Genomic DNA, 15,175 nt, shown 5'->3' on the forward strand with positions numbered 1-15,175 from the left:
TTACTCGATCACCTTGGTAACCACGCCGGCGCCGACGGTGCGGCCGCCTTCGCGGATCGCAAACCGCAGCCCCTCGTCCATGGCGATCGGCGTGATCAGCGACACTTTGAGGTTCACGTTGTCGCCCGGCATCACCATCTCGGTGCCCGCCGGCAGCTCGCAGCTGCCGGTCACGTCGGTGGTCCGGAAGTAGAACTGCGGACGGTAGCCGTTGAAGAACGGCGTGTGACGGCCGCCTTCTTCCTTGGACAGCACGTACACCTCCGCTTCGAACTTGGTGTGCGGGGTGATGGAACCCGGCTTGCACAACACCTGACCGCGCTCGACTTCGTCGCGCTTGGTGCCGCGCAGCAGCACGCCGATGTTGTCGCCCGCCTGCCCCTGGTCCAGCAGCTTGCGGAACATCTCCACGCCGGTGCAGGTGGTCTTGATGGTCGGGCGCATGCCGACGATCTCGATTTCGTCACCCACTTTGATGACGCCGCGCTCGACCCGACCGGTCACGACGGTGCCGCGACCGGAAATGGAGAATACGTCTTCCACCGGCATCAGGAATGGGCCGTCGATGGCCCGCTGCGGCTCCGGAATGTAGGTGTCGAGCGCGTCCACCAGCTTCAGGATGGCCGGCACGCCGATCTCGCTCTGGTCGCCCTCGAGCGCCTTCAGCGCGCTGCCGACGATGACCGGCGTGTCGTCGCCCGGAAAACCGTACTGGCTCAGCAGCTCGCGCACTTCCATCTCGACCAGCTCGAGCAGCTCGGGGTCGTCCACCATGTCGGCCTTGTTCAGGAACACGACGATGTACGGCACGCCCACCTGACGGGCCAGCAGGATGTGTTCGCGCGTCTGCGGCATCGGGCCGTCCGCCGCCGATACCACCAGGATGGCGCCGTCCATCTGCGCCGCACCGGTGATCATGTTCTTCACGTAGTCGGCGTGGCCGGGGCAGTCGACGTGCGCGTAGTGACGGTTCGGCGACTCGTACTCGACGTGCGCGGTCGCAATGGTGATGCCGCGCGCCCGCTCTTCCGGCGCGTTGTCGATCTGGTCGTAGGCCTTGAACTCGCCACCGAACCGTTCCGCGCCTACTTTCGTCAGCGCCGCCGTCAGCGTGGTCTTGCCGTGATCCACGTGACCGATCGTCCCGACGTTCACATGCGGCTTGGTTCGCTCAAATTTGGCCTTGGACATGACTCACACCCTTCGCTTATCTGACCCGTCCGGCGGACGTTACTGGTTGATGACCTTCTGGGCGACGCTGGCGGGCGCCTCCAGATACTTGCTGAATTCCATCGAGTACGTGGCCCGGCCCTGCGTTGCCGAACGCAGGTCGGTGGCATAGCCGAACATCTCCGCCAGCGGCACTTCGGCGCGCACCAGCTTGCCGGCCGGCGAGTCGTCCATACCCTGGATGACGCCGCGCCGGCGGTTCAAATCGCCGACCACATCACCCATGTATTCCTCCGGGGTCACGACCTCGACCTTCATGATCGGCTCGAGCAGCACCGGATTCGCCTTGCGGGCGCCTTCCTTGAAGGCCATGGAGCCGGCGATCTTGAACGCCATTTCGTTCGAATCGACGTCGTGATACGAACCGTCGAACAGCGTGACCTTGACGTCCACCACCGGGTAGCCCGCCAGGATGCCGTTACCGAGCGCTTCCTGTACACCTTTGTCCACAGCCGGGATGTACTCACGCGGCACCACGCCACCGACGATGCCATTCACGAACGCGTAGCCGGCACCCGGCTCCTGCGGCTCGATGCGCAACCACACGTGGCCGAACTGGCCGCGGCCGCCGGTCTGGCGCACGAAGCGTCCTTCCTGTTCCACCGACTTGCGGATGGTTTCGCGATACGCTACCTGCGGCGCGCCGACGTTGGCCTCTACCTTGAACTCGCGCCGCATGCGGTCGACGATGATCTCGAGGTGCAGCTCGCCCATGCCAGAAATGATCGTCTGGCCGGACTCCTCGTCGGTGCGCACCCGGAACGACGGGTCTTCCTGCGCCAGCTTCTGCAGCGCGATGCCCATCTTTTCCTGGTCGCTCTTGGTTTTGGGCTCCACCGCCACCGAGATCACCGGCTCCGGGAATTCCATGCGCTCGAGCGTGATGACGGCCTTTTCGCTGCACAGCGTGTCGCCGGTGGTGACGTCTTTCAGACCCACCGCGGCGGCGATGTCGCCGGCGCGCACTTCTTTGATTTCCTCTCGGCTGTTGGCATGCATCTGCAGGATGCGGCCGACACGCTCGCGCTTGCCTTTGACCGGGTTGTAGACGCTGTCACCCGAGGTCAGCACGCCCGAGTAGACGCGGAAGAACGTCAGCGTGCCCACGAACGGATCGGTGGCGATCTTGAACGCCAGCGCGGCAAACGGCGCATCATCATCGGCCGGGCGCGTGGCTTCCTCGCCGCGCTCATCGACGCCGCGCACCGGCGGCTTGTCGACCGGCGACGGCAGCAGCTCGATCACCGCATCCAGCATGGCCTGCACGCCCTTGTTCTTGAAGGCGGAGCCACACAGCATGGGGACGATCTCGCCGCGCAGCACGCGCGCTCGCAAACCGCGGCGGATGTCGTCGGCCGACAGTTCGCCGCCCTCGAGGTAGCGATCCATCAGCTCCTCGTCGGCCTCCGCGGCCGCCTCGACCATCTTTTCGCGGTACGACTCGCAGGCGGCCTTCATGGCGTCCGGAATGGCGCGCGCCTCGTAGCTCATGCCCTGCGTGGCGTCGTCCCAATAAATGGCGCGCATGCCGATGAGATCGACCACGCCCTCGAAGTTTTCCTCGGCGCCGATCGGTAGCTGGATCGGCACCGGGTTGGCGCCCAGACGATTCTTGACCTGGTCCACCACGCGCAAAAAGTTGGCGCCGGCGCGGTCCATCTTGTTCACGAACGCAAGACGCGGCACGCCATACTTGTTGGCCTGACGCCACACGGTCTCCGATTGCGGCTCGACGCCGCCGACCGAGCAGAACACCGCCACCGCACCATCGAGCACGCGCAGCGACCGCTCGACTTCGATGGTGAAGTCGACGTGACCGGGCGTGTCGATGATGTTGATGCGGTGCTGCGGGTACTGCTTGTCCATACCCTGCCAGAAGCAGGTGGTCGCAGCGGACGTGATGGTGATACCACGCTCCTGCTCCTGCTCCATCCAGTCCATGGTGGCGGCGCCGTCGTGCACCTCGCCCATCTTGTGCGACACGCCGGTGTAGAACAGGATGCGTTCCGTGGTGGTCGTCTTGCCGGCATCGATGTGGGCCATGATGCCGATATTGCGGTAACGCTCGATCGGGGTGGTGCGCACGACTGGGTACTCTGTCGAATCGGTTCGGAATCCGCCGCTTTACCAGCGGTAATGCGAGAAGGCCTTGTTGGCCTCGGCCATACGGTGAGTGTCTTCGCGCTTCTTGACGGCAGCGCCCCGATTCTCGGCCGCATCGCCAATCTCACCGGCCAGGCGCAGCGCCATGGACTTCTCGCCGCGCTTGCGGGCGGCGTCGATCAGCCAGCGCATGGCGAGCGCCTGCTGGCGCGACGGACGCACCTCGGTCGGCACCTGGTAGTTGGCGCCGCCGACGCGCCGCGACTTCACTTCGACCAGCGGCCCCACGTTGGCCAGCGCCTGGCGGACTTTCTCCAGCGGATCGCCGCCGGCTTTCTCACTCAGACGGTCGAGCGCGCCGTAGACGATCGACTCGGCGACGGATTTTTTGCCGTCGTGCATGATCACGTTGATCAGCTTGGCCAGTACCTTGTCACCGAACTTGGGGTCCGGGAGGATGTCGCGCTTGGCTGGAACTCGTCGTCTCGACATGGGGCGAATCTCGGGCAAGTCTGGAAAAATCACCCGGCATCTGGCCGCCGGGCATTCGCGAATCGATCAGCTCTTCGGCCGCTTGGCACCGTACTTGGAACGACCCTGACGGCGATCCTTGACGCCGGTGGCATCCAGCGTGCCGCGCACGGTGTGATAGCGCACGCCCGGCAGGTCCTTGACGCGACCGCCGCGAATCAGCACCACGGAATGCTCCTGCAGGTTGTGGCCTTCACCGCCGATGTAGGTGGTGACCTCGAAGCCGTTGGTCAGGCGCACGCGCGCCACTTTACGCAGCGCCGAATTCGGCTTCTTGGGCGTGGTGGTGTACACGCGTGTGCAAACACCCCGCTTCTGCGGGCAGGCTTCCAGGGCTGGGACCGCCGACTTTTTGCGCGGCTGCACCCGCGGCTTGCGGACCAGCTGATTAATCGTCGCCATGGAGAAATTCCCGGTCTCAAAAATAAATAGACAGGCGGGGCATGGAGCCCCGACCTGTCAGGGGAGCGGGATTCTAGGGATGCCCATCGTGCCTGTCAACCCAGGCGCGCGGACGTCCCGCGCTGCGCGCCGCTCGAAGGCGTCAGGCCCGCGCGCGCAGGGGCGGCCAGCCGCAGCCGGCCGGCACCATCACCCGAGGGCTTGTGAATTTTTCAAGCGCTCAGGCCGGCCAGGGATGGCCGGACGCGAATCGAGCCCTCAAGGGCTCGATTCGCGCGAGCCCGTCCGGGCGTGTACCGGACGGGCTCGCGAGACATGCGCAGGACGCGCATTTCTTCACAAACCCTGAGGCGTCCTGCTCCCGTCGACGGGAACTACTGAATAAGTCAGCGTTTCCCGTCCCTCACCGCGCCGCCGCCTGCTGCTCCTGGTCCTCCGCCGTGCCTTGCGGCGTGTCGGCTGCTTCGGGCTGGTTCCACAACTCGGCGAACTGCTCGAGCTCGCTCTGACCGCGCCGCCGACGCTGCTGGTGATAAGCAAAGCCGGTTCCGGCCGGAATGAGGCGCCCGACGATCACGTTCTCCTTGAGGCCACGCAGTTCGTCGCGCTTGCCGCTGACGGCCGCTTCAGTGAGCACGCGCGTGGTCTCCTGGAACGAGGCCGCCGAAATGAACGACTCGGTGGCCAGCGATGCTTTGGTGATGCCGAGCAGCACCGGGTCGAAGCGCGCCGGCTGTTTGCCCTTGGCCAGCAAGTCGGCGTTGACCTGCGCCACGGTGCCGCGCTCCACCTGTTCGCCCTTGAGGAATTTCGAGTCGCCGGCGTCGGTGATTTCGACCCGTCGCAGCATCTGGCGCACGATGACTTCGATGTGCTTGTCGTTGATCTTCACGCCTTGCAGGCGATAGACCTCCTGCACCTCGTTGACGATGTAGCGCGTCAGCTCCTCGACGCCGAGCAGGCGCAGGATGTCGTGCGGCACCGGCGCACCGTCGGCGATCTGCTCGCCCCGGCTCACGTGCTCGCCCTCGAATACCGTGATGTGGTGGTATTTGGGGATCAGGTACTCGTGCTGCTGGCCCTGGTCGTCGGTGATGATCAGGCGCTGTTTGCCCTTGGTCTCCTTGCCGAAGGACACGATGCCGGTCTGCTCGGCCATGACGGCCGGGTCTTTCGGCCGGCGCGCCTCGAACAGGTCGGCCACGCGCGGCAGGCCGCCCGTGATGTCGCGCGTCTTGGAAGTTTCCTGCGGGATACGCGCCAGCACCTCGCCGACGCCGACCTCGGCGCCATTGACCACCGTGATGATGGCGCCGGCCGGCAGGAAGTAGCGGGCCGGGATGTCGGTGCCGGGCAGCATCTGGTCCTTGCCGCTCGCATCCACCAGCTTGACCATCGGCCGCAGATCACGCCCGGCGGCGCCACGCTGCTTGGCGTCGGTCACCACGATGTTGGACAGACCGGTCGCCTCGTCGACCTCGCTGACGGTGGTGACGCCTTCCTCGACGTCGATGAGCTGGACGAAGCCCGCCACCTCGGCGATGATCGGATGCGTGTGCGGATCCCAGGTGGCCACCACCTGGCCGGCGTCTACGGTTTGGTCCTCGCCGGCGGTGATGACCGCACCGTACGGCAGCTTGTGCCGCTCGCGCTCACGGCCGTGCTCGTCGATCACCACCAGCTCGCCAGAACGCGACACCGACACGCGGTTGCCGTTGGCCTGGGTAACCACCTTGACGTTGTCCAGGCGGATGGTGCCGCGCGTGCGCACCTCGATGCTGTTGGCCTCCACCTGGCGCGACACGGCGCCGCCGATGTGGAAGGTCCGCATGGTGAGCTGCGTGCCGGGCTCGCCGATCGACTGCGCGGCGATGACGCCGACCGCCTCGCCGACGTTGACCAGATGGCCGCGCGCCAGATCGCGCCCATAGCACTTGGCGCATACGCCAAAGCGCGTCTCGCAGGTTATTACCGAACGCACCTTGACGGCGTCGACACCGGCCTGCTCGATCTGCGCCACCACGTCTTCGGTGAGCAGTGTGCCGGCCTCGACCAGCACGTCGTCCGAGCCCGGCAACAGAATATCCTGCGCCGCCGTGCGACCGAGGATGCGGTCGCGCAGCGGCTCGATCACGTCGCCGCCGGCCAGCACCGCGCCGAGGTGCACGCCGTCTTCGGTGCCGCAGTCGTCCTCGGTGATGACCAGGTCCTGCGCCACGTCCACCAGGCGGCGGGTGAGGTAGCCCGAGTTGGCAGTCTTCAGCGCCGTGTCGGCCAGGCCCTTGCGCGCGCCGTGCGTCGAGATGAAGTACTGGATGACGTTCAGCCCTTCACGGAAGTTGGCCGTGATCGGCGTCTCGATGATCGAACCGTCCGGCTTGGCCATCAGGCCGCGCATGCCGGCCAGCTGGCGAATCTGCGCCGCGCTACCGCGGGCGCCCGAGTCGGCCATGATGTAGATGGAATTGAACGACGGCTGCGTGACCACGTTGCCGTTGCGGTCGACGACCTGCTCCTGACCCAGCTTGGCCATCATGGCGGCCGCCACCTGCTCGTTGGCGTGCGACCAGATGTCGACCACCTTGTTGTAGCGCTCGCCGTCGGTGACCAGGCCGGACACGTACTGTTCGGCGATTTCCTTCACCTCGGCTTCGGCGCGAGCGATGATGTCGGCCTTCTCGTCCGGCACCACCATGTCGTCCACGCAAATGGAGGCGCCCGAGCGCGTGGCGTAGTGGTAGCCGGTGTACATGAGCTGATCGGCGAACACCACCGTGGCCTTCAGGCCGATCTTGCGGTAGCACTCGTTGATCAGGCGCGAAATGACCTTCTTGTCCAGCGGCCGGTTGATCAGCTCGAACGGCAGGCCGGGCGGCAGCAGCTGCGACAGGATGGCACGCCCGACCGTGGTGTCGAGCAGGCGGGTGCGGGATTCGAGCTGCCCGTCGGCGCCGAGGTGGCTATCGCTGATGCGCACCTTGACGCGCGCGTGCAGGTCGGCGGTGCCGGCATCGTGGGCGCGTTTGGCCTCGGCGGCATCGGCAAACACCCGGCCCTCGCCGCGGGCATTGATGCGCTCGCGCGACATGTAGTAGAGGCCCAGCACCACGTCCTGCGTCGGCACGATGACCGGGTCACCGTTGGCCGGCGACAGAATGTTGTTGGTGGACATCATCAGCGCGCGCGCTTCGAGCTGGGCTTCGAGCGACAGCGGCACGTGCACGGCCATCTGGTCGCCGTCGAAGTCGGCGTTGAACGCGGTGCACACCAGCGGATGCAGCTGGATGGCCTTGCCTTCCACCAGCACCGGCTCGAACGCCTGGATGCCCAGACGATGCAGCGTCGGGGCGCGGTTCAGCAGCACCGGGTGCTCGCGGATGACGTCCTCGAGCACGTCCCAGACTTCCGGGCCGCCCTTCTCGACCAGCTTCTTGGCCGCCTTGATGGTGGTGGCCAGCCCCCGCCGCTCGAGCTTGCCGAACACGAACGGCTTGAACAGCTCGAGCGCCATTTTCTTCGGCAGACCGCACTGGTGCAGCTTCAGCTGCGGGCCGACCACGATGACTGAGCGGCCCGAATAGTCGACGCGCTTGCCGAGCAGGTTCTGCCGGAAGCGGCCCTGCTTGCCCTTGATCATGTCGGCCAGCGACTTCAGCGGTCGCTTGTTGGTGCCGGTGATGGCCCGGCCACGGCGGCCGTTGTCGAGCAGTGCGTCGACCGCCTCCTGCAGCATGCGCTTTTCGTTGCGCACGATGATCTCGGGGGCGTTCAGGTCGAGCAGGCGCTTCAAGCGGTTGTTGCGGTTGATGACACGCCGGTAGAGGTCGTTCAGGTCCGAGGTCGCGAAGCGGCCGCCGTCGAGCGGCACCAGCGGGCGCAGCTCGGGCGGCAGCACCGGCAACACCGTCAGCACCATCCACTCGGGACGGTTGCCGGACTCCTCGAACGACTCCAGCAGCTTCAGGCGCTTGACCAGCTTCTTGTGCTTGGTCTCGGAGCCGGTGCTGGCGATCTCCTCGCGCAAGCGCAGCGTCTCGGCCGGCAGGTCGAGCGCTTTCAGCAGTTCCAGGATCGCCTCCGCGCCCATGCGGGCGTCGAACTCGTCGCCGTACTGCTCGCGCGCCTCGTAGTACTCCTGGTCGGTCATGAGCTTGCCACGCTCGAGCGGCGTCATGCCGGGCTCGACCACCACGTAGGCCTCGAAGTACAGCACGCGCTCGATGTCCGACAGACCCATGTCGAGCGCCATGCCCATGCGCGACGGCAGCGACTTCAGGAACCAGATGTGCGCCACCGGGCTGGCCAGCTCGATGTGACCCATGCGCTCGCGGCGCACCTTCGACAGCGTCACCTCGACGCCGCACTTCTCGCAGATCACGCCGCGGTGCTTCAGGCGCTTGTACTTACCGCACAGGCACTCGTAGTCCTTGATGGGGCCAAAAATCTTGGCGCAGAACAGACCGTCGCGCTCGGGCTTGAAGGTGCGGTAATTGATGGTTTCCGGCTTCTTGACCTCGCCCCAGGACCAGGAGCGGATCTTCTCCGGCGACGCCAAGCCGATCCGGAAGGCCTCGAAATCATCGATGCCCGTGGTCTGCTTCATCAGGTTCAGAAATTCTTTCACGATCGTATCCCCGCTTCAGGTGACCGACAGCCGCGGTACGGCTTCATTCGCGCTCGAGTTCGATGTCGATGCCGAGCGACCGGATTTCCCGCACCAGCACGTTGAACGATTCCGGCATACCGGCCTCGATGCGGTAATCGCCGTCCACGATGTTCTTGTACATCTTGGTACGGCCGTTCACGTCGTCGGACTTGACGGTCAGCATCTCCTGCAGCGTATAGGCGGCGCCGTAGGCTTCCAGCGCCCACACTTCCATCTCGCCGAAGCGCTGACCGCCGAACTGCGCCTTGCCGCCGAGCGGCTGTTGCGTGACCAGGCTGTATGGACCGGTCGAACGGGCGTGCATCTTGTCGTCGACCAGGTGGTTCAGCTTCAGCATGTACATGTAGCCGACCGTCACCTGGCGGTCGAAGGCATCGCCGGTGCGCCCGTCATACAGCGTGGTCTGGCCGCTTTCCGGCAGGCCGGCCAGGCGCAGCATGGCCTTGATGTCGGCCTCGCGGGCGCCGTCGAACACCGGCGTCGCCATCGGCACGCCGCCACGCAGGTTCTGCGCGAGTTCCACTACCTCGCCGTCGTCGAACGCGGCCAGATCGACGCCGGCACCCTCCGATTCGTTGTAGATGGTGTGCAGCAACTCGCGCAGTTCCTTCGGCTCGCCGCCGGCGTCCAGCACCTTGCCGATCTTCAGCCCGAGCGCCTTGGCCGCCCAGCCGAGGTGCGTTTCCAGCACCTGGCCCACGTTCATGCGCGACGGCACGCCGAGGGGATTCAAAATCACGTCGACCGGCGTGCCGTCGGCCATGTACGGCATGTCTTCGGCCGGCACGATCACCGAGATCACGCCCTTGTTGCCGTGGCGGCCGGCCATCTTGTCGCCGGGCTGCACGCGGCGCTTCTGCGCCACGAACACCTTCACCATCTTGAGCACGCCCGGCGGCAGCTCCTCGCAGGTGGTCAGCGTCTTGCGCTTTTCTTCTTGCAGCTCGTCGAATTCCTTGCGCTTGCGCGCCAGCTGCTCGAGGATGCGCGTGACCTGCGCCGCCGTGTCGGCGTCCTTCAGTCCGATGTCGGCCCACTTCTCGCGCGGCAGGCCGGCCAGATACTCGGCCGTGATGACCGTGCCGGCCTTGAGTTTGTTTGGGCCGACCTGCGCTTGCTTGCCCACCAGCAGGCGCTCGATGCGCGCGTAGGCGTCGTCGGCCGTGATGCGGTACTGGTCGTCGAAATCCTTCTTGACGCGCGCCAGCGCTTCGGCCTCGATGGCGCGGGTGCGCTCGTCCTTGGCAACGCCTTCGCGCGTGAACACGTGCACGTCGATGACGGTGCCCACCACGCCGGCCGGCACGCGCAGCGAGGTGTCCTTCACGTCCGACGCTTTCTCGCCGAAGATCGCCCGCAGCAGTTTTTCTTCGGGCGTCATCTGCGTCTCGCCCTTGGGCGTGACCTTGCCGACCAGGATGTCACCCGGGCGCACCTGGGCGCCGATGGCGATGATGCCGGACTCGTCGAGGTTGGCCAGCGCCGCCTCGCCCACGTTCGGGATGTCGGCGGTGATCTCCTCCGGCCCCAGCTTGGTGTCGCGCGACACGCAGGTCAGTTCCTGGATGTGGATGGTGGTGAAGCGGTCTTCCTGCACCACCCGCTCGGAGATGATGATCGAGTCCTCGAAGTTGTAGCCGCTCCAGGGCATGAACGCGACCAGCACGTTCTGCCCCAGCGCCAGCTCGCCGATGTCGGTGGACGAGCCGTCGGCCAGCACGTCGCCGCGCTCGATGCGGTCGCCGGCCTTCACGCGCGGACGCTGGTTGATACAGGTGTTCTGGTTCGAGCGCGTGTACTTGGTGAGGTTGTAGATGTCCACGCCCGAGGTGCCGGCGCCGGCTTCCTCGTCGTTGACGCGCACCACCACACGCCCGGCGTCCACCGACTCGACCACGCCGCCGCGCAGCGCCACCACGGCGGTGCCGGAGTCGCTGGCCACGGTGCGCTCCATGCCGGTGCCGACCAGCGGCTTGTCGGCGCGCAGCGTCGGCACCGCCTGGCGCTGCATGTTCGAACCCATCAGCGCCCGGTTGGCGTCGTCATGTTCCAGGAACGGAATCAGCGAGGCTGCCACCGACACGATCTGCCGCGGCGACACGTCCATGTACTGCACCCGCTCCGGGGTGGTCATGGTGAATTCGTTCTGGTGCCGGCAGGAGATCAGATCGTCGACCAGTCGGCCCTGGGCATCCACGCGGGTGCTCGCCTGGGCGATCACGTACTCGGGCTCGTCGAGCGCCGACATGTAGACCACCTCGTCGGTGACCTGCCCGTCGCGCACCACCCGGTACGGGGTTTCGAGAAAGCCGTACTCGTTGGCACGCGCGAACACGGCAAGCGAGTTGATGAGGCCGATGTTCGGGCCTTCCGGCGTCTCGATGGGACACACGCGCCCGTAGTGCGTGGCGTGCACGTCGCGCACCTCGAAACCGGCCCGCTCGCGCGTGAGGCCGCCCGGACCCAGCGCCGAGATACGCCGCTTGTGCGTGACCTCCGACAGCGGGTTCACCTGGTCCATGAACTGCGACAGCTGCGAGGAGCCGAAGAACTCCTTGATGACCGCCGACACGGGCTTGGCGTTGATCAAGTCCTGCGGCATCAGCCCTTCGGACTCGGCGAACGACAGCCGCTCGCGCACGGCGCGATCCACACGCACCAGCCCGATGCGGAACTGGTTCTCGATCATCTCGCCCACGCAGCGCACGCGCCGGTTGCCGAGGTGGTCGCCGTCGTCGACCGTACCCAGGCCGTTTTTGATGTCGACCAGCCGCTTGAGTACCGCCACGATGTCCTCGGGCGTGAGCACGCCGGGACCGGTGGTCTCGGTACGCCCGACGCCGCGGTTGAACTTCATGCGCCCGACCGCCGACAGGTCGTACAGCTCGCTGCTGAAAAACAGGTTGTTGAACAGCGTCTCGGCGGCGTCGCGCGTCGGCGGCTCGCCCGGACGCATGATGTGGTAAATCTCCACCAGCGCGTCCTGACGGCTGGTGGTGTGATCCACGCGCAGGGTGTCGGAGATGTACGGCCCGCGATCGACGTCGTTAACGTACAGCACCGACAGCTCGCGCACCCCGGCGGCGCGCAGCTTCTCCAGCAGCGCCGCGTCGATGACGGTGTTGGCCTCGGCGAGGATCTCGCCACTGCCGGCATCGACCACCGCCTTGGCCAGAATCTTGCCGATCACGTAGTCGGCCGGCACCACCAGCTCACGGGTGCCGCTGGCCTCCAGCTGCTTGGCCTGGCGCGCGGAAATGCGCTTGCCGGCCGGCGCGACGAGCTTGCCGTTGGCGTCGATCAGATCGAACGTCAGCTGCTGGTTGCGCAGGCGCTCCGGCACCAGCTCGAGCGTGATCTGATCGCCGCTCAGGCGCAGCGTGTCGGTCTCGAAAAACATGCCAAGGATGTCTTCGACGCCGTAACCGAGCGCGCGCAGCAGCACCGTGGCGGGAATCTTGCGGCGCCGGTCGATGCGCACGTACACCAGGTCTTTCGGATCGAACTCGAAATCCAGCCACGAGCCCCGATACGGAATGATGCGCGCCGAGAACAGCACCTTGCCGGACGAGTGCGTCTTGCCCTTGTCATGGGTGAAGAACACGCCCGGCGAGCGGTGCAGCTGCGAGACGATGACCCGCTCGGTGCCGTTGATGACGAACGTGCCGGTGTCGGTCATCAGGGGAATCTCCCCCATGTAGACCTCCTGCTCGCGCACGTCCTTGACCACGCGGTTCTTGCCGGCTTTGTCGTAAATCACCAGCCGCACGCGGGCGCGCAGCGGCGCGGCGTAGGTCATGCCGCGCACCTGGCAGTCCTTGACATCGAACGGTGGGCGCCCGAGGCGGTACTCGACGAACTCGAGCGCAGCCGCACCGGTGCTGCTCTGGATCGGGAACACCGACCGGAACGCCGCCTGCAGGCCGACATCCTCGCGCCGCTCGGCCGGCACGTCCGTTTGCAGGAAGCGCCGGTACGAATCGAGCTGCATCTGCAGCAGATTCGGCACTTCCAGCACCTCCGGCCGGCGGCCGAAATTCTTGCGGATACGCTTTTTTTCGGCGAATGAGTAAGCCATGGATCGCAGCCCCCAGACGAAACCGTTCAGATGTCGCTCGCGGGTCGAGCGGGCGCCGCGAAACAACGCGCGCCACCGCCCCACGAAGCGGCCAAAAATTCAGACAAAGAAAGACCCCGGCGCGGTTTGGCCGGCTGTCTGCACCGGCACCGCGCGCCTGGGGTCTTCCCTTGGATGCGACACGCCCGGGCCGCCCAAGGCAGCCAGGCCGGATCGCTTGATGCGTCCGCCCGCAAGCGGGACGAACGCGGCTGGGCGAGAATTACTTGACCTCGGCCGCCGCGCCCGCCTCGACCAGCTGCTTGACGATCTCTTCGGCCTCGGCCTTCGGGACACCGGTCTTGATGGTGGCCGGCACGGCCTCCACCAGGTCCTTGGCTTCCTTCAGGCCCAAGCCGGTGATGGCGCGCACCACCTTGATGACATTGACCTTGTTGTCGCCGAAGCTGGTCATGACGACGTCGAACTCGGTGCGCTCCTCGGCGGCCGGCCCGGCTTCTGCGCCGCCCGCGACCGCCACCGGAGCCGCCGCGAATGCCGCCGCGCTGACACCGAACTTCTCTTCCATCATGCCGATGAGGTCGACGATTTCCATCACCGTCATGTTGGAAATCGCGTCGAGAATTTCTTCCTTGCTAACCGCCATGGTCCTGACTCCTGGGTACAAAAATGAAAAAACGAAAGCACGCCGCTACAGTGCGGACGCGTCAGCCACCCTGTTTCTGATCGCGCACCGCCGCCAGCGTGCGCACCAACTTGCTGTGCGGGGCCGCCAGCGTGCGCACCAGCTTGGCGATCGGCGCCTGCATGACGCCCATCAGCTGCGCGATGGCTTCCTCGCGGGTCGGCAACTTGGCTACCGCGTCCAGATCCTCGGGACGCAACAGACGCCCCGCCACCGCCACCAGCCGCACCTCGGCCTTGGGGTTGGCCTTGCGGAAGTCGCGCACCAGACGCGCCGCCGCGCCCGGTTCGCCTCGCGAGAAGGCGATCATCAGCGGGCCCCGAGCGGCTTCACGGACGCACTCGAAGGCCGTGCCCTCGACCGCCCGCCGCAGCAGGGTGTTCTTGACCACCTTCAGATAGACGTCGGCCCTACGGGCCTCGCGCCGCAAGCCGGTGACCTGGGCGACGGTCAGGCCGGTCAGGTCCAGACCGACCAGCACTGGCGCTCCTGCCGCCACGTCGGCCACTTCACTTACGATCGCCTGTTTTCTTTCCAGAATGCTCGCCACGGCCAGATTCCTTTGTTTGACTGCGTGAAGCCGGCTCACTGGCCGATGCTGGCCAGATCGACGGACAGGCCTGGACCCATCGTGGACGACACGGTCACCTTACGCAGGTAAGTGCCTTTCGAGGTGGCCGGCTTGAGCCTCTGCACGTCCGCCAGCACCGCTTTCAGGTTCTCCTGCAACGCCTCGACCGAAAACGACACGCGGCCGATCGGAAAATGCACGATGCCCGCCTTGTCAGTGCGAAAACGCACCTGACCCTTCTTGGCATTGCTCACGGCGGTGGCCACGTCCGGCGTCACGGTGCCGACCTTGGGGTTCGGCATGAGACCGCGCGGGCCCAACAGCTGACCGAGCGTACCCACCACGCGCATGGCATCCGGCGCGGCGATCACCACGCTGAAGTCGATGTCGCCCGCGCGCATGCGCTCGGCCAGATCCTCCATGCCGACGGCGTCAGCACCGGCGGCCAGCGCCGCCTCGGCTGCCTGTCCCTGCGCGAAAACGGCCACGCGGGCCTTCTTGCCGGTGCCGTGCGGCAACACGGTGGCGCCGCGCACAACCTGATCCGACTTGCGCGGGTCGACGCCGAGATTGAGCGCCACATCCACCGACTCGTCGAACCGAGCGTGCGGCAGGTCCTTGAGCAGCGCCAAGGCATCGTTGAGCGGCAACATGCGCCGGCCATCGAGCCTCTCGAGGATCGCCTGACGGCGTTTGCTCACACGCATCTCACAGCCCCTCCACGACAAGACCCATGCTGCGCGCGCTACCCGCGATGGTCCGCACCGCCGCGTCGAGCGAGGCGGCGGTCAAATCGGGCTCCTTGGCGCGCACGATGTCCTCGAGCTGGGCCCGCGTGACGGTGCCCACTTTTTGGGTGTTCGGCCTGGGGCTGCCTTTCTGAATACCGGCGGCCTTACGCAGCAACAC

The 15,175-nt window shown here is 66.2% G+C and carries 9 protein-coding genes and 1 pseudogene; all 10 read right to left on the reverse strand.

The annotated features are described in order from the left end of the window. On the reverse strand, positions 1-1,191 hold the full coding sequence (gene tuf, locus PHC73_RS04565) for an elongation factor Tu (protein WP_300124998.1): 1,191 nt from the start codon (positions 1,189-1,191) through the stop codon (positions 1-3). Positions 1,192-1,230: 39 nt separating this feature from the next. Then, entirely contained in the window at positions 1,231-3,315 is a 2,085-nt protein-coding gene (fusA, locus tag PHC73_RS04570; protein ID WP_300125001.1) for an elongation factor G, read from the reverse strand. A 39-nt stretch (positions 3,316-3,354) separates the two neighbouring features. Then, positions 3,355-3,825, reverse strand: coding sequence for a 30S ribosomal protein S7 (rpsG, locus tag PHC73_RS04575; protein ID WP_300125003.1), 471 nt, complete (start codon positions 3,823-3,825; stop codon positions 3,355-3,357). A gap of 66 nt (positions 3,826-3,891) precedes the next feature. Then, positions 3,892-4,266: a 30S ribosomal protein S12 gene (rpsL, locus tag PHC73_RS04580; protein ID WP_300125006.1), complete on the reverse strand. Its 375-nt coding sequence runs from the start codon at positions 4,264-4,266 to the stop codon at positions 3,892-3,894. A 403-nt stretch (positions 4,267-4,669) separates the two neighbouring features. Beyond that, positions 4,670-8,890, reverse strand: a complete 4,221-nt coding sequence (gene rpoC, locus PHC73_RS04585) for a DNA-directed RNA polymerase subunit beta' (RefSeq protein ID WP_300125009.1) — start codon at positions 8,888-8,890, stop codon at positions 4,670-4,672. A 43-nt stretch (positions 8,891-8,933) separates the two neighbouring features. Further along, positions 8,934-13,010 (reverse strand): DNA-directed RNA polymerase subunit beta, encoded by a 4,077-nt coding sequence (gene rpoB, locus PHC73_RS04590; RefSeq protein ID WP_300125011.1) that lies wholly within the window; start codon positions 13,008-13,010, stop codon positions 8,934-8,936. A 262-nt stretch (positions 13,011-13,272) separates the two neighbouring features. Next, the gene (gene rplL / locus PHC73_RS04595) at positions 13,273-13,656 is read right to left on the reverse strand and encodes a 50S ribosomal protein L7/L12 (protein WP_300125013.1); all 384 of its coding nucleotides are present in this window, start codon (positions 13,654-13,656) and stop codon (positions 13,273-13,275) included. 61 nt (positions 13,657-13,717) lie between these two features. Next, on the reverse strand, positions 13,718-14,245 hold the full coding sequence (gene rplJ, locus PHC73_RS04600) for a 50S ribosomal protein L10 (protein ID WP_300125015.1): 528 nt from the start codon (positions 14,243-14,245) through the stop codon (positions 13,718-13,720). Positions 14,246-14,280: 35 nt separating this feature from the next. Continuing rightward, on the reverse strand, positions 14,281-14,973 hold the full coding sequence (gene rplA, locus PHC73_RS04605; RefSeq protein ID WP_300125017.1) for a 50S ribosomal protein L1: 693 nt from the start codon (positions 14,971-14,973) through the stop codon (positions 14,281-14,283). 1 nt (position 14,974) lies between these two features. Beyond that, positions 14,975-15,175 (reverse strand): annotated as a pseudogene (gene rplK, locus PHC73_RS04610) (50S ribosomal protein L11); the annotation flags it as partial.

The organism is Immundisolibacter sp. (genome assembly GCF_028696615.1).
Lineage (GTDB): Bacteria > Pseudomonadota > Gammaproteobacteria > Immundisolibacterales > Immundisolibacteraceae > Immundisolibacter.

What these genes read in the sequence shown, in the direction of transcription:
- tuf (WP_300124998.1), bottom strand. Translation starts at nt 1,191, where the DNA reads ATGTCCAAGGCCAAATTTGAGCGAACCAAGCCGCATGTGAACGTCGGG.
- rpsG (WP_300125003.1), bottom strand. Translation starts at nt 3,825, where the DNA reads ATGTCGAGACGACGAGTTCCAGCCAAGCGCGACATCCTCCCGGACCCC.
- rplL (WP_300125013.1), bottom strand. Translation starts at nt 13,656, where the DNA reads ATGGCGGTTAGCAAGGAAGAAATTCTCGACGCGATTTCCAACATGACG.
- rpoB (WP_300125011.1), bottom strand. Translation starts at nt 13,010, where the DNA reads ATGGCTTACTCATTCGCCGAAAAAAAGCGTATCCGCAAGAATTTCGGC.
- rplA (WP_300125017.1), bottom strand. Translation starts at nt 14,973, where the DNA reads ATGCGTGTGAGCAAACGCCGTCAGGCGATCCTCGAGAGGCTCGATGGC.
- rpsL (WP_300125006.1), bottom strand. Translation starts at nt 4,266, where the DNA reads ATGGCGACGATTAATCAGCTGGTCCGCAAGCCGCGGGTGCAGCCGCGC.